18 protein-coding genes are annotated in these 25,655 nt (G+C 40.8%); 12 read left to right on the forward strand and 6 right to left on the reverse strand.

The window, feature by feature from the left end; genetic code table 11:
* Positions 1-219: 219 nt before the first annotated feature.
* Positions 220-1,914 carry an RluA family pseudouridine synthase gene (locus ACM0OX_RS29505; RefSeq protein ID WP_414518565.1) on the reverse strand — a complete coding sequence of 565 codons (1,695 nt, stop codon included), beginning with the start codon at positions 1,912-1,914 and terminating at the stop codon, positions 220-222.
* A gap of 605 nt (positions 1,915-2,519) precedes the next feature.
* Positions 2,520-2,906, reverse strand: coding sequence for a hypothetical protein (locus ACM0OX_RS29510; protein WP_414518566.1), 387 nt, complete (start codon positions 2,904-2,906; stop codon positions 2,520-2,522).
* 292 nt (positions 2,907-3,198) lie between these two features.
* On the opposite strand from ACM0OX_RS29510, the gene ACM0OX_RS29515 reads away from it, so the two are divergent.
* The 10 genes from ACM0OX_RS29515 (at position 3,199) to ACM0OX_RS29560 (ending at position 19,209) form a co-directional block, all read left to right on the forward strand.
* Positions 3,199-5,052: a response regulator gene (locus tag ACM0OX_RS29515; RefSeq protein ID WP_414518568.1), complete on the forward strand. Its 1,854-nt coding sequence runs from the start codon at positions 3,199-3,201 to the stop codon at positions 5,050-5,052.
* Positions 5,049-7,604: a PAS domain-containing protein gene (locus ACM0OX_RS29520; protein ID WP_414518569.1), complete on the forward strand. Its 2,556-nt coding sequence runs from the start codon at positions 5,049-5,051 to the stop codon at positions 7,602-7,604. The genes ACM0OX_RS29515 and ACM0OX_RS29520 overlap by 4 nt, the downstream gene beginning before the upstream one ends.
* A gap of 98 nt (positions 7,605-7,702) precedes the next feature.
* Complete coding sequence (locus tag ACM0OX_RS29525; protein WP_414518570.1) at positions 7,703-8,080, forward strand: response regulator; 378 nt, start codon at positions 7,703-7,705, stop codon at positions 8,078-8,080.
* A gap of 117 nt (positions 8,081-8,197) precedes the next feature.
* Positions 8,198-8,605 carry a response regulator gene (locus ACM0OX_RS29530; RefSeq protein WP_414518572.1) on the forward strand — a complete coding sequence of 136 codons (408 nt, stop codon included), beginning with the start codon at positions 8,198-8,200 and terminating at the stop codon, positions 8,603-8,605.
* A gap of 623 nt (positions 8,606-9,228) precedes the next feature.
* The gene (locus ACM0OX_RS29535; RefSeq protein WP_414518574.1) at positions 9,229-12,945 is read left to right on the forward strand and encodes a diguanylate cyclase domain-containing protein; all 3,717 of its coding nucleotides are present in this window, start codon (positions 9,229-9,231) and stop codon (positions 12,943-12,945) included.
* Between the two features lie 1,056 nt (positions 12,946-14,001).
* Positions 14,002-14,724 carry a carbonic anhydrase gene (locus ACM0OX_RS29540; RefSeq protein ID WP_414518577.1) on the forward strand — a complete coding sequence of 241 codons (723 nt, stop codon included), beginning with the start codon at positions 14,002-14,004 and terminating at the stop codon, positions 14,722-14,724.
* Between the two features lie 697 nt (positions 14,725-15,421).
* Entirely contained in the window at positions 15,422-16,930 is a 1,509-nt protein-coding gene (locus tag ACM0OX_RS29545; protein WP_414518579.1) for a UbiD family decarboxylase, read from the forward strand.
* Positions 16,931-17,194: 264 nt separating this feature from the next.
* Positions 17,195-17,734 carry an SH3 domain-containing protein gene (locus ACM0OX_RS29550; RefSeq protein WP_335194736.1) on the forward strand — a complete coding sequence of 180 codons (540 nt, stop codon included), beginning with the start codon at positions 17,195-17,197 and terminating at the stop codon, positions 17,732-17,734.
* Positions 17,735-17,896: 162 nt separating this feature from the next.
* Positions 17,897-18,259, forward strand: a complete 363-nt coding sequence (locus ACM0OX_RS29555) for a transposase (RefSeq protein ID WP_414518581.1) — start codon at positions 17,897-17,899, stop codon at positions 18,257-18,259.
* Between the two features lie 179 nt (positions 18,260-18,438).
* Positions 18,439-19,209, forward strand: a complete 771-nt coding sequence (locus tag ACM0OX_RS29560) for a hypothetical protein (RefSeq protein ID WP_414518583.1) — start codon at positions 18,439-18,441, stop codon at positions 19,207-19,209.
* On the opposite strand, the gene ACM0OX_RS29565 is transcribed toward ACM0OX_RS29560, so the two are convergent.
* Together ACM0OX_RS29565 and ACM0OX_RS29570 are read right to left on the reverse strand one after the other, a co-directional pair.
* A complete protein-coding gene (locus tag ACM0OX_RS29565) occupies positions 19,201-19,497 on the reverse strand; it encodes a hypothetical protein (RefSeq protein ID WP_414518584.1) in 297 nt (98 codons plus the stop codon). The genes ACM0OX_RS29560 and ACM0OX_RS29565 overlap by 9 nt on opposite strands.
* Before the next feature lie 208 nt (positions 19,498-19,705).
* Positions 19,706-19,843 (reverse strand): hypothetical protein, encoded by a 138-nt coding sequence (locus ACM0OX_RS29570; RefSeq protein ID WP_414518586.1) that lies wholly within the window; start codon positions 19,841-19,843, stop codon positions 19,706-19,708.
* A 34-nt stretch (positions 19,844-19,877) separates the two neighbouring features.
* On the opposite strand from ACM0OX_RS29570, the gene ACM0OX_RS29575 reads away from it, so the two are divergent.
* Positions 19,878-20,831, forward strand: a complete 954-nt coding sequence (locus ACM0OX_RS29575) for a cytosolic protein (RefSeq protein WP_414518588.1) — start codon at positions 19,878-19,880, stop codon at positions 20,829-20,831.
* Between the two features lie 237 nt (positions 20,832-21,068).
* Complete coding sequence (locus ACM0OX_RS29580; protein ID WP_414518589.1) at positions 21,069-22,688, forward strand: tetratricopeptide repeat protein; 1,620 nt, start codon at positions 21,069-21,071, stop codon at positions 22,686-22,688.
* 152 nt (positions 22,689-22,840) lie between these two features.
* On the opposite strand, the gene ACM0OX_RS29585 is transcribed toward ACM0OX_RS29580, so the two are convergent.
* Both ACM0OX_RS29585 and ACM0OX_RS29590 read right to left on the reverse strand, forming a co-directional pair.
* The gene (locus ACM0OX_RS29585; protein WP_414518590.1) at positions 22,841-23,347 is read right to left on the reverse strand and encodes a hypothetical protein; all 507 of its coding nucleotides are present in this window, start codon (positions 23,345-23,347) and stop codon (positions 22,841-22,843) included.
* Between the two features lie 85 nt (positions 23,348-23,432).
* Positions 23,433-25,139 carry a multicopper oxidase family protein gene (locus ACM0OX_RS29590; protein ID WP_414518591.1) on the reverse strand — a complete coding sequence of 569 codons (1,707 nt, stop codon included), beginning with the start codon at positions 25,137-25,139 and terminating at the stop codon, positions 23,433-23,435.
* Between the last annotated feature and the right edge of the window lie 516 nt (positions 25,140-25,655).

Genomic DNA, 25,655 nt, shown 5'->3' on the forward strand with positions numbered 1-25,655 from the left:
GGGGATCTAAACGCTGTGAGGCAACTCTCAAAGACTTGTGTATACACCGTAGCTTTATAGGCAGGGGGCAGGGGGCTGGGGGGGCAGGGGAGGCAGAGGAGGCAGGGGAGGCAAAAAAATTTGTATCAATTCTTTCGTGAAATAGTGGTATGAGTAATTTCAATAAGTCTTTTCCCTTGTCCCTAATTCTCCTTGTCCCCACGTCCTCTTCATTGAGCTTCAAAATGGTGTAACTACTTGTAAATGCAGGGTTTTTTCTAACTGTGGATGCTCGAAGCGAAGTTCTCTGGCGTGCAGGTGTAAGCGACTGGTAACTGCACGGCATCCATAAAGGCGATCGCCTAAAATAGTTACCCCAAGTCCTCCTGCATCAGCTGCATGAACCCTCAACTGATGAGTGCGTCCTGTTAGTGGCGTAAATTCTACGCGGGTGTAGTCTCCTTCTCTCACCATTATTTGGAAGTGTGTCAAGCTGGGTTTACCGTGCTGCCAATCAACTTTTTGATAGGGGCGATTTTCAGGATCTCCCCATAATGGCAGTTCAATCACACCTTGCTCAATTGTCAAAACACCGGAAAGTATAGCTTCATAAACCTTGTGAACCTGGCGTTGCTGAAACTGCTGGCTGAGTTGCCGATGGGTTTGGCGATCGCGTGCCAATAACAAAATCCCGGAAGTTTCTCGATCTAGGCGATGCACAGATATAAGCGCCATACCATCAGGTAACAAATGACGTAAGCGACTCAAGACACTATCTTGGCGATCGCGATAACGACCGGGTACCGAAAGTAATCCAGCAGGTTTATTTACAGCAATCAGCCATTCATCTTCATAAATAATCGGTAAAGTGACCTCTCCCCAAACCTCTTCCCTGATAGGGGAGGAGCTTCTTACTCCCTCTTCCCTGATTGGGGGGTTAGGTCTTAACCCTGAGAGTAAAAACCCCATTAATGGCTGACATCGCTCGGCACAGGCTCCATAAAACTCTCCCGGAATTTTATCCTGATTTACGGAAGACTCACCCCACCAAAATTCTGCCATTGCTAGGGGTTTGAGATTATGTGTTGCCGCATAATGAAGCAGCTTTGGGGCACAACAGTCTCCTGTGCCAGTGGGAGAACCTCCTGGCATCAATTGTTGCAATGATTGCGATCGCCCGGAAAAATTAGTTAGGCTGTAGCTAGCGTGCATTTGAGCTTGCAATTGACCAGAAAGTGCTTTGCGCCGTTGTTTCAGTTCGCTAATTCGGGCATCTGTCGCTGCAATTACCTGTTGTAGGGGCTGTAATACGGCATTTTGCTGGCGTTTAAGTTGTCGTCGCTCAATTCCCTGCTGACGACTCTCTTCGTCAAGTTGTTCAAGGGCAATAGTAAGCGCTTCGGGAGTGAGTGTATTGCAGATTTGCTGACGTTTTTCCTGTCGTTGATGTTTGCAATGGCGATGGCGATCGCTCATTGCTTGCAACTGCTGCTCAAAGTCATTAGACAGGATTTCATACTGCTGGCGTTCGGTTAGTTGCTTCAAGGTAATAATTTCTTGCTTAATCGCGTCCAACTCAGCCAAAGTACGGCTTTCCTCAAAAGCAACCTCATCTCGTCCCGGAATTGGCGGCACCCAGCCCTCAACCACACTGCAACCATTCAAAAGACCGGAAAAGGCTTTTAGTACCCGTTGTTCGCCATTAAGCAGTTCAACCAATAGGATTCCATACATCTTTCCTTCACGAGAATAATAGTCATTCTTGGCAAGATATTGCATTAGTCCGTGAGCGATCGCTTCGGACATTGAGGTGCGGGGTAATTTTAGGCGATTGCCACTTTGCGGACAACGCCCTTCGTACCAATAGCTACAAGATGAGTCAGCGATCGCAAAATCGCAGTCGATGAAATCTGAAAGTGGGTGCAGAACTACCATACAAGGTATGATTGCAAATCTAGCCGATCCTTCTAAATATATATAGCGTTTATGTAAGTCTATTAGACTTCTTGGCATTGTGGGGAAAAGGGTAAGGGGTAAAGGGTAAAGGTATGGAATTTTTCCCCTTTAACCTTTAACCTTTAACCTTTAACCTTTCCCCTTTAACCTTTCCCCTTTAACCTTTCCCCTTTAACCTTTCCCCTTTAACCTTTAACCTTTAACCTTTAACCTTTCCCCAACATCTTGGCATTTGTTACTTTTGCAAGAATTCTATTGTGTTGAGCGCTTTTGGCAATTTGGCATCCAAAGTTTTCTGTTGCAGTTTTAATTTATATATCAACAGGGTTACAGGGACATTGAGAAAATTCTACAAGGGATCAATTCCCGTCTCAAAATCCCACCCAATGGCCAGTTGTTGACGTTCACGCTCTCCCAACCACCTTAAGGTGGATGCAGCACAAGCGTCACCGCTTCTCTACGAGACGCTGCACGAACACTACAACTGGCTAGCAATCAAACAGAAAATATATAGTACAAATACACTGGCACAGATTGTAAGTCGGGGATGGCAGTGCTTGATTCTGTAGTTGTCTAAGTTTATGTCAAGCTAAGTGTTGCGGACAGTAGCCCAATCCACGGATATAACTTTGTCGGAATATTTCAATTTCATTAGGTTGCGGTCTACCATGAGAAACTACGGCTACTTTATAGCGTTCCATAACATTAATTGCTGATTCTCCATCTGCCAAACTGCTCAGAACATTACTAATAAATTCGGGTGGTGAGTAAATAATTCCCACTTCGCTCAAGAAAGCTTTAATATCTTTATCTTTTTGTTCCGGTACAAAAGATTTGATTTTGACGTTGATTACCCAACCATGAAATTGATTAATTACAGTAATAAATTCCACAGAAAAGTCATTCCTACTAAAATATTCCACAACCCGCAGTGTCAGACTAGCATTTGCCAGATAGTATAGGTATTGCATAATTTATAGAGCAGAATTGAGACTTTCAAAAAATAATCTATAAATCTAAAGATTTAATGAGGATTCTAATTTTTTACAGAAAAAATAATTAGATAAATTTCTCATAATCAAAGTAAAGGGAAATACTACTTTTTTTATTAAGGTTTGCAAATAAATATGTCACATTGCAAAATATAAATTAACTTGTTGTGTTGTTTGTAACAATATATTAAAATTATACAAAAGTTTGACTGCGCAGAGGGTGTGTCCTGCGATCGCGAAGATGCCATAAGCATCTCTTTTGATACAACTTATGAAAATTTTGTTGGTAGAGGATGACGTATTACTGAGTACAGCACTCTTCGAGTTGTTGAGTGCAAATCGTTATACTATCGACATTGCAAGCAATGGACAAGCTGGATTAGAACTAGCGCTATCGACTGAATATGAGTTGATTTTGCTAGACTGGCTAATTCCGAAACTGGATGGGATTACCTTGTGTCGGCAACTGCGAAAGCAAGGCTACCGTAAATCTATTCTGTTGTTAACCGGGAAAAACTCTAATGCAGATATTGTGGCGGGGTTAGATGCCGGAGCAGATGATTACGTCATCAAACCCTTTGACCCAGAAGCATTACTAGCCAGAATTCGCTCTTTATTACGACGTAATGGGGCGATCTCATCATCTATCTTAACCTGGGGAAATCTCTGTTTAGATCCAAGTGCCGGCAGAGTAACTTGTAATGAGCAGGAAATTCTCCTCACAGCCACAGAATACAAACTGCTGGAGTTGTTTTTGCAAAACCCAGACCGGATCTTTAGTCGTGCAGTGATTCTAGATCGGCTTTGGGGATTTGGGGATGCACCGACTGAAAATGCAGTTACGACTCATATTAAAGACTTGCGCAAGAAACTGAAAACAGCAGGTATAGCAGAAGAACTTCTAGAAACAGTATATGGCATGGGCTATCGCCTCAAGCCTGCACCTAATCGCCCCATCTCTGTTGGGGAAAAAAATCAAGATGGCAAGAAAAAACCCGGCTCCAAAGATATGACTTCTGTAAATCGGGTGCTGGAGCGATTTCGTAATTCCTTTGTTGGACAGGTTGCAGTGCTGGAGCAAGCAAAAACCGCACTCTTGGCAGGAAATTTAAATGAAGATTTACAGCAGAATGCATTGCGTGAAGCCCATAAGCTAGCAGGTTCAATGGGGTCATTTGGTTATCCAGAGGGTTCTCGGCTCGGACGAAAAATAGAACATTTGCTGCTTGAAGATTCCTCGCTATCTCCAGAGCAAATCTCTAATTTCTCGCAACTGGTAACAGCATTACAGCAAGAGTTAACTAAGCCTGCTGTCACTTCCACTGCTCCAAGCGTTCCGATGAGGCAAACTCATCGGCTGTTAGTAATCGATGATGATACTATGCTGACGGAGCAGTTGCAAGCAGAAGCCGATTCATGGGGAATTAGGATGAAGGTTGCACCAAATTTAGCAACCGCCCGATCGCTTTTTTCCTTAAAAACTCCTGACGCAGTTTTACTGGATTTAAGTTTTACTACAACAGAGGAAGACGGATTAGTATTATTGAGCGAGATAGTAGAGCGATCGCCAAATATCCCAGTAATTGTTTTTACCGGACGAGATACCCTAGCAGATCGACTGAAAGTATCGCGTTTAGGAGCTAGACAATTTTTGCATAAACCGGCGACAACCGAGGAGATTTTTCAGGCGATCGCTCGTGTCTTACCTCAACCTCAAACTTCCGAAGCCAAAGTTTTAATCGTAGACGATGACCCTGTAATACTGGCTGGATTATCGGCGTTGTTAACTCCTTGGGGGCTGGAAGTAATCACCCTCTCTCAATCACAACAATTTTGGAAGGTGCTGATTGCAACATCTCCTGATTTAGTGGTGCTAGATTTAGAAATGCCGATAGTGAACGGATTAGAGTTGTGCAAAGTCGTGCGCCAGGATGCGCAGTGGGGAGATTTACCGATTTTAGTAGTTACAGCCCATACCGAAGCAGAATTTCTTCAGCAAGCTTTTGCTGCCGGAGCCGATGATTTTATCAGCAAGCCAGTGCTAGGGCCAGAACTTGTGACACGGGTACTGAGCCGCATTCAAAGAACGCGTTGGCGCTCTCAGGCAGGGAGAAGTAAAGCATGATGAGAAATTATCAGCAATTATTAGCCTACAGTGTGGCTATTGGTTCAGCTGCGATCGCCCTGCTGCTGTCACTCTGGCTAGAACCGCTTATTTCCCGAACCATTGGTGCTTTTTTCTATATAGCTATTATTGTAAGTACTTGGTATGGTGGCTTTCGACCAGGGATCGTTACACTTGTCCTTTCGACACTAGCAATTGATTATTTATTCATGCCTCCGCGATACCAATTCTGGCTCGATCAACCAGAAAAATTATTGCGGCTAAGTATCTTTTTACTGGTTGCCTTGGTGATTAACCTAATCACTAGCAATCTTCAGTACAGCAGACGGAAGATTCAACAACTCAACCAACAATTGTCTCAAGAAAATGCCGAACAACTGCGGATGGCTCTTGACGATCGCAAACAAGCACAAGAAACGCTGCAACAGCAATTTGAGCAACAGCGCTTAGTGATGGAGATGACCCAGCGTATCCGGCGATCGCTAAATTTACAAGATATCTTGCAAACTACTGTCGATGAAGTGCGGCAATTTCTGGAGTGCGATCGCGTCACTATCTTCCAATTTTATCCAGGTTGGGGAGGAACTACGATTGTTGAGTCTGTTGCACCGGAATGGATGCCGATTTTACCACTCCAGATTCATGACCCTTGCATTGGTGAAGAGAACGTCGAACCCTTTAAAAAAGGCTTAGTCACTGCCAAAACTGATATTTATACTGCTGGAATTAGTCCCTGTCACGTTGCATTTTTAGAAAGTCTCCAGGTGAGGGCAAATCTGGTCGTTCCCGTTTCTTTGGGAGATGAATTGTGGGGATTACTGGCAGCTCATCAATGTGCGGCTCCTCGTGAGTGGCAATCTTCAGAAATTGCTCTGTTGCGGCAGTTAGGAGCGCAGGTAAGCATTGCTATTCAGCAAGCAGATTTGTTCAAACAGTTACAGACAGAACTAACAGAGCGCAAACAGGCAGAAATTGACCTACAACAACTGAATACCGAACTTGAGCAACGGGTGCAAGAACGCACTGCACAACTGACAGAGACGAACGATCGCCTACAAAAAACAGTTATACAGCAGCAACAAATCCAACTCACACTTTTAGAACAGTCGCAAATGCTGGAACTTCAGGCTGTAATTACCCGAAATATGGGGGAAGGCATTTGCTTAGTGAGAATTGATAATGCAATCATTGTCTATGCCAATCCGAAATTTGAGCAGATGTTTGGCTATGACTCTGGTGAACTCAACGGTCAACACGTTTCGATTGTGAACTGTGTCACCAAATCGGTAACTACTCAAAATGTAAATCAAGCCACTCTGTCTGCCATCTTACAAAATACTGAAGCCACCTACGAAGTCCAGAATCTTAAAAAAGATGGTACGCCATTTTGGTGTAGTGTGACGGCTTCTGTATTCAGGCATCCCGACTACGGCGACGTTCTGGTTGCGGTTCACCAAGATATCACTGAGCGCAAAGGCATCGAAGAAGCTTTACGCGAGAGCCAAGAAAAGTTTCGTCAGATGGCAGAAAACATCCAAGCAATATTTTGGATCAAAGATATTCGCAATCAACAAGTTCTATATGTGAGCAACGCTTATGAAACCATCTGGCAAAGAAGTTGTGAGGACTTGTATCATAACCATTCAAATTGGTTAGATGCAATTCACCCAGAAGATCGTCAGCGCGTCGAAATTGAATTCATTGAAAAGTTCAGAACAGGGCACTATGATAACAAATATCGCATTATTCGCGCTGATGGTTCAATCCGTTGGGTTCGCGATCGCGCATTTCCGATCAAAAATGAACTAGGCGAGTTAGTTCGGATTGCTGGGATTGCGGAAGACATTACTGAATTAGAGCAAATTAATCTGATCAAGAGTGAGTTTATTGGCATTGTGAGTCACGAACTCCGCACTCCCTTAACTGCAATTCGCGCAGCACTAGGCTTACTACAAACTGGTATCTACGACAAAAAACCAGACAAATTTAAGCGGATGATTGAGATTGCAGCCATCGACAGCGATCGCTTAGTGCGTCTTGTCAACGATATTCTCGATTTGGAACGCTTAGAATCGGATCGAGCTGTCTTAGAAAAAACCACCTGCAATGCGGCTGATTTAATTCAACAAGCAGTAGCCGTAGTGCAAGCGATCGCCAATCAGCAAAATATTACTTTTGAGATCCACCCTACCAATGCTCAAGTTTGGGCGGCGGCTGATGCCATTGTGCAAACACTCACCAATTTGTTAGGTAATGCGATTAAATTCTCGCCTGCCGATTCTACTATTACTCTCAGTGTCCAACAGCAAACAGACCGCGTCCTATTCCAAATAACGGATCGAGGCCGAGGTATTCCAGCAGATAAGTTAGAAGCAATCTTTGGAAGATTTCAGCAAGTAGATGCCTCTGATTCTCGCACCAAAGGCGGCACAGGCTTGGGATTGGCAATCTGTCGTAGTATTATTGATCGGCATGGTGGACAAATCTGGGCTGAAAGTACTCTTGGTGTTGGCAGCACGTTTTTCTTCACTCTGCCAATGCCGGGAAATTAGGCGGAGGGGCAGAGGGGCGGAGGGGCAGAGGAGATAATACTAACTCCTAACTCCTAACTCAGCACTCCCAATGACAAATGACAAATGACAAATGACAAATGACTAAAAAATTGTTAATTGTGGATGATGAAGAACGAATCCGCGAATTAGTACAAGCTTGTTTAGAAGACTTGGGAGGATGGGACACCCTGACTGCTGTATCGGGGTCAGAAGGACTAAAAATCGCCCAGACAGAACCTATTGATGCCATTCTACTTGATGTCTCTATGCCTGACATGGACGGCTTTGCAGTCTACGAAAAACTTCAGGCAAATTCAGCAACTCAAGGGATTCCAGTGATTCTATTAACAGCGAAAGTCCAAGGAAGCGATCGCGCCCGTTTTGCGCAGATGGGAATTGCCGGAATTATCACCAAACCTTTTGAACCCACCTCTATTTGCAACGAAGTTAGTGAGATTCTGGGGTGGGACGATTAATAGTTAAGTTTGGTAACAAAATCTATATCTTTATTAGTTTTTTATTTTTGTAATGTATTTTTTTTGATTACAGATGAAAACCTTTTATCTGTAACTAAGAAAGGTATATGAAATCAAATGAACATGCTAAAGGAGGTAAATATAATCGGCAAAACGATATTGCTCATTGATGATGAACTGCATGTCCGTGAGATAGTAAAATTTTGCCTCCAAGATTTAGCTGGTTGGAATGTGGTGACAGCAGATTCTCCATTAGAAGGATTGCAGAATGCAGTACACCATACTCCTGATGCGATTGTATTAGATATCTCAATCCGCGATCTGGCTAGTTTTGAGTTTATGAATAAACTAAGAAATCATCCAGAAACTCAAGCTATTCCTGTAGTATTTCTCAGTGCGAAAGCGCGATGGTTGGATTCGCAAATTTTGCGACAGTATCAAGTCTCAGGTGTAATACTCAAACCCTTTAATCCAGTTACCCTCCCGGCTCAGGTTGCTCAATTGCTGGGTTGGGATTTTACTTGACTAAAAGATTAAACAAGAATGGGTAAAACATCCGTAAGAATTCAGAATCCAGAATCTAGAATCCAGAAGTCAAAATTAAGAAGACTTTGATACCTAAACTTAATAAGTTTAATAAAATCAGTTCTTCCGCTAGTTTTATTTTATGGTGTTTAATAAAATTTAATGAATTTTATGAACTACATTTTAGTGATATATACACGTGAAGTATCTGCTATATAATCATTTCAACAATTTCACATATACTTAAATTTTGAGCAATTGGTTGGATTTTGAAGTTATTACCAATAAGAGCAATCTTAAATTATTAGTAATAAAGAAAATCGCTGAAACACTTATAGATACTTATTTTCTGCCTATACATTTTATCACTTTTCAATTTGGATTGCTACAGCGAATTTCAAGGAAAGTGAAGTACACAAGCTAAGTCTCAAAGCCATGTATAAAGCCTGTTTTACTTCTGTTAGCGCAGCGGGGTGCAGCCCATTCTGATTCCTGAATTCTGAATTCTGCTGTATATCAACTTTAAGCTTAAATTTAACTTAACGTTTTAGGTAATTTGGAATAAAATTAAATACTAGAGGTGAATTTTACATTCAGCTAAGTGCATATACATAGATATTATTATGCTCTTCAATCGTCTATCGGGTTCTGAAATTGATTTAAAGCAAATCCTCGATCGAATTAGGATGCTGGCCGATCAAATTCATCAGTCACTTGAAGTGAGTGAAATTCTCAAGATTATTGTCAGCGAAGTTAGAACAACATTAGAAAGCGATCGCGCCATTATCTATCGCTTTTTTTCCGATGGAGATGGAGTTATCGCAGAAGAGTCTGTAAGTAATGGATGGAAACCGATTCTAGGGCAATTAATTTACGATCCTTACTTCAATGCGACATGGGTAGAACGATATCGAGATGGAAGCGTTGGTGTCATTGAAGACATTCATACTACAATCCTTGACCCTTGTTACAAAAAACTATTAACGGACTTGCAGATTCGAGCTAATTTAGTAGTACCAATTTTAGTAAACAATCAAGAACTTGATGGAGTTTCTAGTACATATCCTCATTTGTGGGGCTTAGTAATTGCCCACCAGTGCAGTGGCTCGCGTCAATGGAGTTCTTTAGAAATTGAGTATTTCCAACTGATAGCCGCAGAGCTAGGAATCGCTCTTGGGGAAGCAGAACGCCATCAGCAAAGGGCTACATCCTGCCAAAAACTAACGCTGCAACTCAATCAAAACCTGAAAAATTTGACAGTTCAGCCAAAGTTGAAGTCAATTAAAAGAACTCTGTATCAGAATTTTAGAGGTTCCATTATCACAAAAACAGCATTGCCAAAGAATATATCAGTTGCAGACTTGATTGCATTTGACCGATTACAAACTCCAGTTTGGATTTATGATATTCAAAACTTGCAGATGTGGTGGGCGAATCAATCCGCTCTGCATATTTGGAATGCTGAAAGTCGAGAAGAATTGCTCAGTCGCAACTTCAGTGATGTTTCTCAGTTTACTCACACTCAAATGCAAAGCTATTTGCAAGAATTTCAGCAAGGAAAAACCATCACTGAAAACTGGACATTTTACCCAGAAGGAAAACCTGTTTCTCTGCGCTGCATCTTTTCTGGAATTCAAATTGAAGAAGGGCGAATGGCGATGCTGGTTGAAGGATCGACAGAAATTATCAATCAGATCGATCGAGAAACACTCAGATCGATTGAAGCCCTACGTCACACCACAGTAATGATCTCGCTTTACACGATGGATGGTGTACCTTTGATGCAAAACCCGGCAGCCCTGCGCTGTTATCGGGATACCCTGTACCCTAACTCGTCAGCTGAGAATATTTTCCTGAGTCACTTTGTTGACAAGAGTGTTGGACAACAAGCGATGAAAGCGATTAATGTCGGTGAGGCGTTCAGCATAGAGGCTCAGGTGTTTACTACTGAGGGGATTCAATGGCATGGGGTGGATATACGATGCACCCGCGATCCGGTAACGGGTAACTCCATCATCCTCGTCAACGAAAAGAATATTACCAAGCAACAAGCTGCACTACAAGAACACCAGCGTGCAGAATCAGAATTGCGCTGGCGGGAAGCTTTACTGCGTTCCATGACTGACACTTCTTTGCTGGGATTCTTTGTTGTTGACAATCACACCGACGAAATCCTCTATTTCAATCACCAATTCTGTAAAATTTGGGGCATCGAACATCTAGAAGACCAAATGCGTTTGGGTGCTTTAAAAAATAATGACATCATTCCTGATTGCATATCTTCAATTGTCGATGTATCGGCATTTGTCGAATCCTATAAACCGTTGCAGTCTGAAGAAAATCGTTGCACGATTGAGGATGAAATTTTATTTGTCGATGGGCGAACGATTCGCCGCTTTTCCAGTCAAATTCGGGATATTCAGGATCGATATTTTGGGCGGTTGTATATTTTTGAAGACATCACCCCACGTAAAGAAATCGAAGCCGCACTCAAAACCAGTGAAGAAAGATGGCAGTATGCCTTGGAAGGAAATGGTGATGGAGTTTGGGATTTGAATGCTGAAACTAACGAAGTCTTTTTTTCCCGACAATGGAAAGAAATGTTAGGGTTTGCAGAGCATGAAATTGGAAATACCCTCAGTGAATGGGAACAGCGGGTTTACTTAGATGATAAAGCGAGGGTTTACGAGGAGATTAGCAAGCATTTGTCCGGTGAAACCCAACAATATGTCAGTGAATATCGGATTAAGTGCAAAGATGGAACCTACAAGTGGATTCTAGATCGGGGTCAAGTTTCGAGTCGCGCCAAGAATGGTTTTCCCCTACGGATGCTAGGAACTCATACTGATATTACTGAACGCAAGCGTATGGAAGAAGCGCTGCGAGAAAGCGAACAACGCTATCGTTCCGTAATTACAGCGATGGCAGAAGGTATTGTCCTACAGCAATCCGATGGGAGAATCACCGCCTGTAATGACAGTGCCGAAAGAATTTTAGGGTTAACAGCCAATCAAATGATGGGGCGAACTTCCATCGCTTTGCTATGGCGAGCTATTCATGAAGATGGTACTTCTTTTCCAGGCGAAACTCACCCCGCCATTGTCACCTTACGCACTGGACAACCCCAATTTAATGTGATTATGGGAGTTCATAAACCTGATGGCAGTTTGACTTGGATTTCAATCAATTCTCAACCACTGTTTGAATCTGATGAATCAAAACCATCTGCGGTGGTGACATCATTTACAGATATCACAGAGCGCAAACAAGCACAAATTGCCCTGCAACAGCAAACAGAACGGGAACGCATGGTTTATGCGATCGCTCAACATATCCGTAGGTCTTTAGACTTGAATGAAATCTTAAACACCACTGTTGCTGAAGTTCGACATTTTTTGCAAACCGATCGCGTCATCATCTATCGCTTTAACCGTGATTGGAGTGGTGTGATTGTCACGGAGTCTGTAGCAGCAGGTTGGCAATCGATTTTGAATATGGAAATTACAGACAACTATTTTGTCAAAATACAGGGACAGTCTTATCAAGAAAGTACGCTCAGAGTTACTCCAGACATCTACACCGCCGGACTTGCCCCTTGTCATGTGGAGTTATTGGAAAGGTTGCAAGTCAGAGCCAAGCTAGTTGTACCAATTTTACAAGGCGATCGCCTTTGGGGTCTTTTGGTTGCTCATCATTGCAGCGCCCCGCGTCAGTGGCAACCTTGGGCAAGCGAACTGCTTCAGCAATTGGCAACACAGGTAGCGATCGCTATTCAGCAATCAGAACTTTATCAACAATTGCAGCGTGCCAACCAGCAGCTTGAAAATATGGTAATGGTGGATGAATTAACTCAAATCGCCAATCGCCGATGTTTTGATATTAAGCTTAATTCTGTCTGGCAATATCTTTTACGAGAACAAGGTTTTGTCTCACTACTTTTATGCGACATTGATTATTTTAAACAATATAACGATACTTATGGTCATGCAACCGGAGATGATTGTTTGCGCTTTATTGCCCAAGCTTTCAAACAAAGTGTCAAACGTTCTAGAGATTTAGCTGCTCGTTATGGCGGAGAAGAGTTTGTTGTCATCTTGCCTAACACTGCTAGTGATGGGGCTTTTCACGTTGCCCAAGAAATTCATAAAGCTATCCAACAGCTAAATATTCCCCATGCGGCATCGCCTGTGAAACACCACGTCACTTTGAGTATCGGAATTGCCACAGTGATTCCCACATCTAATATGGTTCCTTTGGATTTGATTCAGGCAGCAGATCGAGCCCTTTATCAAGCCAAAGCAAATGGGCGTAATCGTTCTTGTATAAATAGACTGTCTTAGAGAGTGAGCGATACCTGCGGTTCTTGCTAGGCTAAGCTAATCAAGTAATTGTTAATATTTTCTAAAGTTTTTTAACTACCGTCATTTCTTTATTAGTTCTTTATTTTCTGTTTATAAATTAAAGCTGTTGGTAGTTAAGCCAAGAGCAAACTACTTATTTGTGTTTAACTTTTTTAATAAAACAACAATACTATGACAAACTGCCCTTGCTGTTCTAACCAAATGCTTCGTCACATTCGTTTACAAGAAACCTACTGGTTCTGCCGGCACTGTTGGCAAGAGATGCCTAACCTGAGTTTAGATAGAAGTACTTTAAATTTGACTAGAAAAAACACATTATTAGCCAGAGAACCAATTTCAGTCAACCACAAACTTTTGAAAATGAACGTCAGAACAGAGCTTTGTGCCTGAGTGAATCAAGAAGCAAACACTAAACGAGCTACGCTTACGCTTTTAGAGGTTGTTTGAAAAGTCTAATTTATTATTAACTGGCAATTGGAAATATCGGCTACACAGGCAAAACCCTTTTTTGTATTAGTCTACGGAAGTGGAAGAGAGTTTGTGTATTACCGAATCCTATTCGCCCAATACTTTTCAAACATCCTCTAAAATAGCTAGATGTATCGTCTCAATACTGACTAATAGATTAAAAGATAATATTCCTATATTTACAGAATATTTGAAGTGAGTTAAATACACAATCTAAGTCTTAAAACCAACTATAAAGACTGTTGTGCTTCTGTTGCCACAACGAGGCATAAGCCCATTTTAACTCATGGATTATGAATTCTACCTATCTAAAATTTATCCACAGAAAGACTTAAAAAATTACGATCTTATTGATTATTAGAATTTAGACAAGGAGTGATAAAGCGGCTTCAACGACTATCTTGTATCGCTTATTAATCTGCTTTCATCGCCAAGGGAAACTGGATTATAACCACTCTAAATCACGCGAATATTAAATGACTCTTAAACCGTGTAATTAAGTACTCTTGCATTTTAGTTAAGTCTGATATCTTCTTGAGAACAGCTTTATTGTTGTCAGGTAGATTGATGAGTCGAATTAATGGATTTGTCGGGCGACGTAATTTCTTGAAATTCGCCGGTGTCGTAGGTATTGCAGCTACTACTTTTGGTGATAGCTTTTGGAATACAGAGCAAACTGCTGTTGCTGATATTCACCCAATTAACCCTAATTCAATCAGTCCGAATGAAGCCATCAAACGATTGCTTGATGGTAATCAAAGATTTATCCATCAAAAACGTCAATATCCCGATCAATCACTAGAACGCTTACGATTAGTTGCGAAAGCTCAGTATCCCTTTGCTGCCATTTTAGGCTGTGCAGATTCTAGAGTACCTGCGGAAATTGTCTTCGATCGAGGACTTGGAGATTTATTTGTTGTGCGAGTTGCTGGTAATGTTGTCAGTGACACGGTTATAGGTAGTCTGGAATATTCTACAGCAGTATTGGGTTCGCAGTTGATTATGGTTTTGGGTCATAGAAGATGTGGTGCAGTAGCAGAAGCAATCAAAAACGAACCACTTCCTGGCAGAATTGGTTTGATTATTGAGGGTATCAAACCATCTGTAGAAAGGATAAAGTTCAGAACTGGCGATCATATGCAAGATGCAGTTATAGCCAACATTCAGTATCAGACTGAAAAATTGCAAGAAAGCTCAACTATTTTAGCTAAATTGATCGGTGAAGGTAAACTAAAAATTGTTGGCGCTTGTTACGATATTGACACTGGCAAAGTTAACATTATTACTTGAATATTTCACACTTTTTAAGTGTAGGATTCTTCGTTCAATGATGTTGGAAAAATGATTGAGTTGATCTACGCTAACGCAAACTCACGAAAATTTAGAAATAAATTTAAAGCTTGTAACAAATAAACCTAGCAGGGACTATATAACAAGTCCGCCTGCCAGGAAGGTATAGTATATTCCGGCCATGTTTGATTGGTTAGCGCTTATTTGTACAAAATAATTGCGTATCCCTAAATACAATAACTAAATGCTTCGGAAAACACAGTTAAGAAAAGTTACTAAATAGGTTAATTTCCAATTAAAACCCAATAGGCTTGGGTTAAGAATTATTCAACCTAGATAATTGGTTTTTCAAAACGCGATAAACCAAGACGCGATTTATCGCGTCTCTACATTAGGATTTTGTGGACTAGACCTCTTGCAAAAGTCCCTAACACCCCACCCCCAACCCCTCCCCGCTTGCGGGGAGGGGAGACAAAGCGTAGCTTTGGCGGGGTGGGGTTCTTTCTTATTTTTGATTTATGCAAGAGGTCTACTGTATTGAATTAAAACCAACAATTTCCCGAATGGTGAGGCAGGGAAGACAAGGGAGAATGATTGAACAAATTTCTTCTTTGCCTCTTCCCAATGCCCAATCCCCAATGCCCCATAATATAAGAAAGCGCTTCACACTTCTTAAATAATCAGCTTTATTAGAACAATGGCAAGAGACTTGCGGGGATTCATTAAAATTTTGGAAGAAAAAGGACAATTACGGCGAATTTCAGCTTTAGTTGACCCAGACTTGGAAATTGCTGAGATTTCCAACCGGATGCTGCAAAAAGGTGGCCCAGGGTTGTTGTTTGAAAACGTCAAAGGCGCTTCCTTTCCGGTGGCGGTGAATTTGATGGGAACTGTGGAAAGGATTTGCTGGGCGATGAATATGCAGCATCCAGAGGAGTTGGAAACTCTGGGGAAAAAATTGAGTATGCTGCAACAGCCAAAACCGCCGAAGAAGATTTCCCAGGCAATAGATTTTGGCAAAGTGCTGTTTGATGTGGTGAAGGCGAAACCAGGACGAGACTTTTTCCCCGCTTGTCAGCAAGTTGTGCTTCAAGGTAATGATTTAGATTTAAATAAGTTGCCTTTGATACGTCCTTATATTGGTGATGCTGGCAAGATTATCACGCTGGGATTAGTAATTACCAAGGATTGTGAGACTGGTACTCCAAATGTAGGTGTGTATCGCTTGCAACTGCAATCTAAAAATACGATGACGGTTCACTGGTTATCGGTGCGGGGTGGGGCGAGGCATTTGCGAAAAGCGGCCGAACGTGGGAAAAAATTAGAAGTTGCGATCGCACTTGGTGTAGATCCTCTAATTATCATGGCAGCAGCTACACCCATCCCTGTAGATTTATCAGAATGGCTGTTTGCCGGACTTTACGGCGGTTCTGGCGTGCAGTTAGCAAAATGCAAAACTGTAGATTTGGAAGTTCCCGCAGATTCCGAATTTGTCTTAGAAGGAACGATTACACCAGGGGAAGTTTTACCAGATGGGCCTTTTGGCGACCACATGGGTTATTATGGCGGCGTGGAAGATTCGCCGTTGGTACGCTTTGAGTGTATGACGCACCGGAAAAATCCGATTTACTTAACAACATTTAGCGGTCGTCCACCCAAAGAAGAAGCGATGATGGCGATCGCGCTAAATCGTATTTATACGCCCATACTGCGGCAACAAGTATCAGAAATTGTCGATTTCTTCCTGCCAATGGAAGCTTTGAGTTACAAAGCGGCGATTATTTCCATTGATAAAGCATATCCAGGACAAGCGCGACGGGCGGCTTTAGCGTTTTGGAGTGCTTTACCACAATTTACCTACACCAAATTTGTAATTGTGGTGGATAAAGACATAAATATTCGCGATCCGCGTCAAGTTGTCTGGGCGATTAGTTCCAAAGTTGACCCAGTGCGGGATGTCTTTATTTTGCCGAATACACCTTTTGATACCTTGGATTTTGCTAGTGAAAAGATTGGCTTAGGTGGACGGATGGGAATTGATGCGACTACAAAGATTCCGCCGGAAACAAACCATGAATGGGGTTCGCCTTTGGAATCAGACCCAGATGTGGCGGCGATGGTTGAGAGACGATGGGCGGAGTATGGTTTGGCAGAGTTGCAGTTAGGAGAAGTAGACCCGAATTTGTTTGGCTATGATATGAAGTAACTAGACTTCTTGCATAAGTCGGGTAAAGGGTAAGGGTTAAAGGGAAAAGGGATAGAATTAACATTCCCCTTTAACCTTTCCCCCTTTCCCGACCTCTTGCAAAAGGCACTTTTGCAAGAGGTCTACTATAGATCAATACAGTTTAGATAGAGCAACAAAACCCTAATGTAGAGACGCGATTTATCGCGTATTGAAGTTTATGTAGATTCGGAGATATCAATAAGACTCCACCTTGAGTACTGATGCCAGAAACTTGAATAAATTATGACAAAAAAAGTGAAAAATCCAGCATCAAAGTTAGCGATCGGATTGGCATTCAGTTGTATTAGTGTGATACTCAATATTGGTATAGCTAGTGAAATAAGTTTAGCGAAATCAAGTAATTCTCAAAAGTGCGATATTTTTGCCTACGTCACCGATACAGATTCGCAAGGGTTAAATGTGCGGAGTGGTGCAAGTACAAATAACGTCATTATAGGACAAATACCCATTAAGGAAACAGTTCAGGTTATTGGTGCTGCTGGAAATTGGGTGCAGATTACTAATGCTAGCAATGGTTTTCAAGGAACTGGATGGGTATTCGTGCCAAAGTTAGGCTTAACAACGCGAGGCTACGGTACTAACGGCGTAGATTTCTATGCTAGTAGTAGTCAAAAAAGCCAAAAACTGAGAAGAATTCCTGCTAATACGGCTGTCAAATTGTTAGGCTGTCAGGGAGATTGGGCGCAGGTAGAATATCAAGGTGTTAAGGGTTGGTTGACAAGGGAAGAGCAATGTGGTGCAGCCCTTACTAGTTGTTCTTAGAATCCTAGCTTAACCCGCAAGTAAGGAGCAGGGTATTTTATACGAAAAAATAAAAATTGCGATCGCAATATTACCTTGCTTTTCCTTAACGGTTGATACATATTGCTAGAAAATTAAAGAGTAATTTTTGACATGGTTATTCTCAGAGTTCTGAGAATAACCATGTCACGAAATCACGAAGAATGCCTTGCCCTACTTGAGCAAATTCGCTGGGGTGGAAAGCCAAAGTGTCCATATTGCGAATCAATCAACGCCACCGGATACAAGAATGAGCGTAGATATCACTGCAATGAATGCTTTACTTCATACAGTGTTACAGTAGGTACACTTTTTCACAAGACTCATGTAGAATTACAAAAGTGGTTTGTAGCGATTCACCTTGTGCTAAATTCTCCAGGGAGTATTAGTGTGCGTCAGCTTGCCAAGGAAATTGGGGTTAATAAAAATACTGCTAGTTATATGATTGAGCGCATTCGTAAAGCAATGATTGAGGAAAAGGAAATGCTACTGAGGATTAATGAATAGAAGTTAATAAAAATCAGCGCAAATCAAACTTTAACAACAATAATAAAAACCACATAGGGTGATAATGCACCTTATACAGAGTATTGCACAAAGCTTGTTTCACCTATCATCAATATTTTTTTAATTTCTTAGCTAGCTCAAAGTAAGCAGTTTTAAGAGTGTTATTTATCAGGATAGATATGATGATATTGCCAAACTCTACCACAACAAGTACTACAGAATTTAATTTTTCTGACACCACTACGTCCTTAGTTAGTTTTTTATCTGACATAACTACAATCATAGGTTTCCCAATTGCAATCGTTTCTTTAACTGTTGCAGTGATGTCATATAGGAGTCAGCAAGAAGTATCTGAGAATAGTTTAAAGCAGCCTGTTTCAAGAGGAGAATTAAATATCTTAAATAAATTAATGATTCCACCAAACTTAATAGCAAAAAGCATAGCCGAGATTTTTCCAGATTCAGCAATTGTCGAAAATATTCAACAAAAACTATCAAATACACAGAAGTCATTGGATGAAAAACTTAAATTTTTACAAGAACGTTGTCAGAATAGCCAAAAAGCAGGGATATGGCTATTGAAGAATAGTAAAAATATATCAAATGAAGTAAGTGAAAAAGTTTTAGGCAGTTACTCCACCTTAAAAATCAAAAGGAATGGTAGAGATAAGTATACTCAAGAAGAGTTCAGTTTATTTTCCGAACATCTTGAAATCTATTTGAAATTGGTTGCTCACTGCCTTAATAATTGTAGACCTAATGCTCTTGAAAAGGCTTTAAAAAATACATTTTATCCAATTATAGATGATTTATATGTAGAAGATTATGAGAAAGCGCTAAGGTCTATTTTAGAGAGCATAGATATGCGTGATCTTTCCCCAAAATCACGCAAAGAACTTAAACTTTATATTAACTTGTTAATAGATACTATTAAAGATAAATCATTTTAATTTCTTAGCTTTATCCCTTAATTGTATCTCTGCTTGTAAATGTTTTTTAATTGCATTGTCATCATCTTTATCTCTTTGTTTTTTCAACTCTTGGCGAAGTTTACCTAAATTAGATTTAGTGTTAGTAATTTCTTGAATTCTGTCTCGCCATTTTTTTAAATAAGGCTGATCTAGCAATTTCTGAAACTGTGTTAAATTCTTTATGGTATCATCTAAAGAATTTTCTGCTTCCATTAGAGCCTGATCAATTATGTCAATGGCATCGCCCTTATTTTGATTATTTGACATTTGTATATCTCAATACTAAGATTATATTTTGTAGAAAGTTTTCTATATTCCAAAAATTATCATCTTCTATTTATGTATTTCAAGTCACTACCGCTAACTGGGACACTGTTGTTTTTTCTATTTTTATTAAAGCCAGTTGCAGTTATAGTTGGGTATCTATAGATCGCAAAATGTTTAACGTGATCGCACTCCCGTTATAAAATTCAACTTACAGCCAAGATTCGCAAGATAACTCTCTCACTTGTCCTATGCGCTCAAAATCGCTATCTTGTGAGACGATTGTCAGATGATGACGCAAAGCGATCGCACTCTCCCAACTCTTCAAAACTCTGGCATAATCAGACATGGCCGCATCTTCAAAACTAATGTAAATCCCGCCAATGTCTAACGATGAATATGACAGCCCTTGGAAAGAAGCTATAGAAACCTACTTTCAAGAGTGCATTGAATTTTTCTTTCCTGTAGCTGCTGAGGGAATAGACTGGAAGCGAGGCTATACTTTTCTGGACAAAGAGTTACAGCAAGTCGTTCGAGATGCTGAATTAGGGCAAAGATTCGTTGATAAACTCGTTCAAGTCTGGCGACGTAATGGCGAAGAAAGGTGGGTATTAGTCCATCTGGAAGTCCAAAGTTCTGAAGAAACCAACTTTGTCCAGAGGATGTACGTCTATCACTACCGACTGTTTGACCGTTACAATCGGTCTATAGCTAGTCTAGCCGTCTTAGGTGACGATCGCCCCACATGGAAACCAAATCAATTTAGCGATGAACTATGGGGTTGCGAAGTCAAATTCAAGTTTCCCATTGTAAAATTACTTGAATATAGCCAACAATGGACGGAATTAGAAGCAAGTTCTAACCCATTTGCTACAGTAGTGATGGCTCATTTGAAGGCAAAGGAAACACGCCAAGATGACCAAAGCCGCAAACGCTGGAAGCTTGATTTAACGAAACGACTCTACGAAAAAGGTTATCAGCGCGAAGATATCATTAACCTGTTTCGATTCATCGATTGGGTAATGAGATTACCTGAAGAATTAGAGAACAGTTTTTGGCAAGAAGTAACTCTATATGAGGAGGAAAAGAAAATGCCGTATATTACCAGCGTAGAAAGAAGGGGTATTGAACAAGGAAAACGGGAAGGAAAAAAAGAAGGAAAAAGAGAAGGACTCCTTGAAGGTATTGAAATGGGTTTGGAACTAAAATTTGGCAGTGAAGGGTTAACAATGTTACCAGAGATTGTCCAAATACAGAACGTAGAGATATTAAGTGCTATTCTCACCAGTATCAAAACTGTGAATAATCTAGAAGAACTCCGGCAAATCTATCAATAATTCACCACTTATACTCGACTCTAAAAAGCAGCGATGTTTGAGAGAGGGTGCTATGTCTTTATATACTTGCTTTAACCCCTATCTCACCCTCTGCCAATTTTAATATATTAAGTTAAATTAAGAATCATTGCAAAATAGTAACCAATTTTTGGGAATATCACCCAAGCTAATTAAAAGGTTTACGCCGAATGGATATTTTAATAGAATAATCTCATCAAAAGATTCGCAGAAATATAAATGGACTGGATTACACTACTGCGATCGCTACAGTCTGATTTTATTAAAAGGTTAGCATCTGGTTGTCTGCTTCATTGTGAAACAGAAGGTCAATATAGTGAATTAACTATAATTTCTGGAGAGAGATTAAAGGCACTACGGGAATTTTGCTGGCAGATGGCTGAGAAATATAAGCGTGTTTTACCAGTGCGTGATGTTTTTCTTAGCTATCTCAAAGGGAAGTTAGGAGAGGAAGTTGTCAAGGAACGTTTAGCTGATTTTATTACCGAAGTCGATTATGAAAAGCGATTTGGCGGCGATGGTAATATAGATTTTACCTTGACTTCTGACCCATCTATTGGTATTGAGGTTAAATCTCGTCATGGTCGCATTGACAGAGTTAGATGGTCAATTAGTTCTGAAGAGGTTGAAAAAAATGCAGTTGTAGTTTGCATTTTAATTCAAGAAGATGTGAGTGAAGCACAATCTGAGTATCATCTTTTTTTGGCTGGTTTTCTCCCAACCCGGATGATTAAGTTGAAGACTGGTAAAATTTCTTTTGGAATAGAACAATTACTATATGGTGGTGGTTTATGGTGCTATCTAGAACAGTTACAATCTTCTATAAATAATTCTTCTCGGCAACAACCACCTATTTATAAATATCTCCCAAAACAAGAAATTTCATCTAAACCAACTATTCATCAGGTAATCAAATCTTCTTTTCAACCTGAATATCGTGATGAAGATTTAAATAGACTTTACATAAAATTGGGTGATGAATATTTTGAAAAAGGAGAATATTTGAATGCAATTACCAAGTATAATCAAGCTTTAGAAGCTAATCATGGTGATGTTGACTTATATTATAAACGAGGTTTAGCTCACTATCAAATAGGAGATTATGAAGCTGCGATCGCAGATTATTCACAGGCAATTCAGATAAACCTTCATGATGCTAAATCTTACAATAAACGAGGTTTAACTTTCTATCAATTGGGGCGATTAGAGGAAGCCATTAATGATTATACTCAAGCTATTAGAATTAATCCTAATGTTGCCGTAACCTATAAGAATCGGGCTGAAGCTCGTTCTCATATTGGAGATAACCAAGGAGCAATTGAGGATTATACCCAGGCTATTAGAATTAATCCTCATTATGCTGATGCTTATAAAAACCGTGGAATTACTCGTTATTTATTAGGCTCTCAGCCAGGATTTCCTCAAGCAATCAAGATTAATCCTCAAGATGCCATAGCTTATAAAAAACGTGGGAATGCTCGTTCAGATTTAGGAGATTTTGAGGGTGCAATTGAAGATTATACTCAGGCAATCCAGATTAATCCTAGTTATGCTGATGCTTACTACAACCGTGGGAATGCTCGTTCAGATTTAGGAGACTTTGAAGGCGCAATTGAAGATTATACTCAGGCAATCGAGATTAATTTTAATTATGCTGATGCTTATTATAACCGTGGTAATATTCGTTTAGAAATTGCAGATAAACAGGGAGCAATTGAAGATTTTCAAAAAGCAGCAGACATCTATCGTAAAGAAGGTAAACTAGAAGCACTCAAAGATACACGAGAAATAATATTAGATTTAGAAATAGAAGAATCGTTAGATATTTTAAACTTCTAGATACAACTATATGAAGTAGCCTCCAAAGTTTATTTACGATCTGGTTCATTTTAGTGAATTAGGTGATGCTGTTGCTGATGAATTGTCTCTATCATTTGACCATAATTAGCAACCTCCGAGTTGGGATTATCGAGTTTTTCAAATGAGCAAACCTACCGTTTATTTTTTTTGATAGCCATTAAAACAGTTATACTTAATATACCTAACATTAACGAAGACTCAGGGACAGGTGTTATAGAAAAAGAAGTGAGGGGATAACCTGTGTAATAACCTTGCTCCCCTATTTCTAAATAGTCATAAGTGTAAAACACATTATATGTCGCTCCTCCTACGGTGTAAGCAAATCCGAATTCATCCAAAGTCGGAGTTTCAGCTAATAAGAGATTGTCATTGTCAAGGAATGATCCTGGAGATAATAAAGACTCTATTGGGTTGCCATTTCTTGTGCCAGTAATATCTACAATTTCATAACTATTTGTGGCTGAATCGTAGGGGTTAGTTGTTAATTTTCCTGCAACTGTAACAATATCATTTGGGTCAAGTACACTCGTACCAGAGTAGGAAAAATTAAAAATTGCGGCTGAAACAGGAGCCATCATAGTTGTTAAAAGGCAGGCTGTACTAGTGATGGTAACTGCGAGCTTTTTATCAAAATTCATTCCATTTTCCCTTTTATTTAAAACCACTATTAACAATGATTTTTTATGACTACTTATTTGTGTAACAAATAGCTATTGGTAGGAGCTACGGCAGCACGTCAAAGGGTAGCATCATGTCGTTATCCTCGTGATTAAGCATGTGGCAGTGCCACACGAAGCGTCCAGTAAATGAATTGCCAAAAGGTAAATTCGCTGTGGCTTTAGCACCGAAGGGCACTATGACACGAACAACCTCAAACGGATTAACTATCACAGTATCCTTCCAACCAGCTTCGTTCGCTGCTGGTGGTTTTGCTAAACCTTTTAAATAGGGAGTAGGGTCGAGTGGTGGATAACCGAATGGCACTCTATCTCCACCAGGTGCATGGTGCATAAGTACTTTACGCGGCCCAGTAGCCCTGTATGCTGCGGAGTAGGCAGTATCATTAATTGATTGGCGGTTGAGGATTTGAAATGGCACTAGATGCAGGTGCATTGTGTGGGCGAATGGCTGTAGATTGATGAAGTTCCACTGCTCTACTGTGTCTACTTGTGGTTGCTCCCTCAATTCTGGGTGGTTGGCTGCTTCATGCCAGTAAACCGCGTTGAGCATCATCGCTAACACCTGAAAGTTAGAGTTCAAAATATCTGTTAGAACCAGATTGCGCTGTCTTACTGGTTTGGTAGCAATCTTTGTTATCAATGGATTGTTTACTCGCAGCCGTATGGGAATCGCTTTAAGAACAGCAGCACCACGATTCACCGTAAACTGCATGATTTCTGGCATTCTAAAGTAACCCTGGTCAATGACCGTAGCCAAACCCTTGGGATACGGTGCAGCAGCGTCATTTTGCAATACAATCTTATCTCCTGGCAGGCTTGTAGAAAAATCGATTAGCACATCAGCTCGTTCACCTGGCCCCAGCAGTAACTTAGACAAATATACTGGAGCGTTCAAGAATCCCCCATCACAGCCAATTTGAATTAGTTGCTGATTTGACGACAGCTTAAGTCTGAAGAATCGGGAGTTTGAAGCGTTGACGATGCGAAAGCGGTACAAAGTTCGGTCAACATTGAGGTTTGGCCAAGCTTTACCGTTGACGACAGCAACATCACCGTAAAACTCATGATCCCATTTAGCTGGAAAAGACATCGAACCATCGGATTTGAACGAATGATCTTGTAGTATCAATGGCACTTCATAGGGCGCTCCAGCAGGGATACCAAGAGGGCCATTGCCACCGATAGGATCGTCCTCATCCCGAATCAGATACATCCCAGCCAGACCGGCTTGGAGGTTCAAGGCAGTCATGCCAAGGGAATGGTCATGATACCAGAGTGTCCCGGCTTCTTGATTGTTGTTGTAGTTATACACATTACTCTGTCCGGGCAGGTACGTATCTTCTGGATAACCGTCGCTGTTAGGTTCGGTATTGCTGCCGTGTAAGTGTATGACTGTTCGTGGGTTAGTGATGTCAGACGCATTGACACCATGTAAGCTTGTATCAACTGATCCAGCTAATGGATGAGTACCGAGTTTGTTGAATGCCCGAATCTTAACTGGCGTTCCCCTTGTTACCTCAAAAGTGGGGCCAAGATAAGACAATCCGCCGTAACCCCAGGTGGTAAAAGACCCTAAGCTGCTGTGGAACGAGTGTTTACCTGGTGCAATATCTAAGGTACTAGGTGGTGAAATCGGGTAGAAAATGGGCAGAGACTCGGTAAATTTTGAGAGTCGAGGCGAAGCTGCATAGGTTCTCTTGGCTTTAAGTACTTCGGGAAGCAGAATTCCTAATCCTAAACCTGCACTCATCGTTAAAAATTGCTTTCTGGTTAACATTTTTGGTTGTATTGTAAAAATTAGCGTTGAGTCTACAAGGTCTTGGACTTATGCAAGAACTGTCTGAAACTTTGATAGGCTTATGATGGAATGGCATTAATAAAAGCCCAAAGGCTTGTGTCGCCTTGTTTCCAGCCTCCAGGCTGGGAATGTATTCAAAAGAGGCTCTGCCTCTTGTCAAGCTACTGGAGGCTCTGCCTAGGGTGTTGATTTTGTAACTTTTCAGGGGTTAAAAATTCATGCACAATCCTTTCCAATCCAAGGCTGGAGTAAAATTTGCAGTGGGAAAAGTTATTTTTCGCGTTCTTTAAGTAATGAGTAATAAGTAATGGATATAGGACTTACGCACAGGTAACGGAAAATCGAACCACAGAGGCACAGAGAACACGGAGGAATAAGAGTTTGAGAGGTATTTTGCGTAAGTCCTGGGATATTTACTCATTACTCATTACTCATTACTCCTGCAAATTTGGTTCACCGATGATGACA

This window comes from Nostoc sp. PCC 9305 (assembly GCF_963920915.1).
GTDB lineage: Bacteria > Cyanobacteriota > Cyanobacteriia > Cyanobacteriales > Nostocaceae > Nostoc.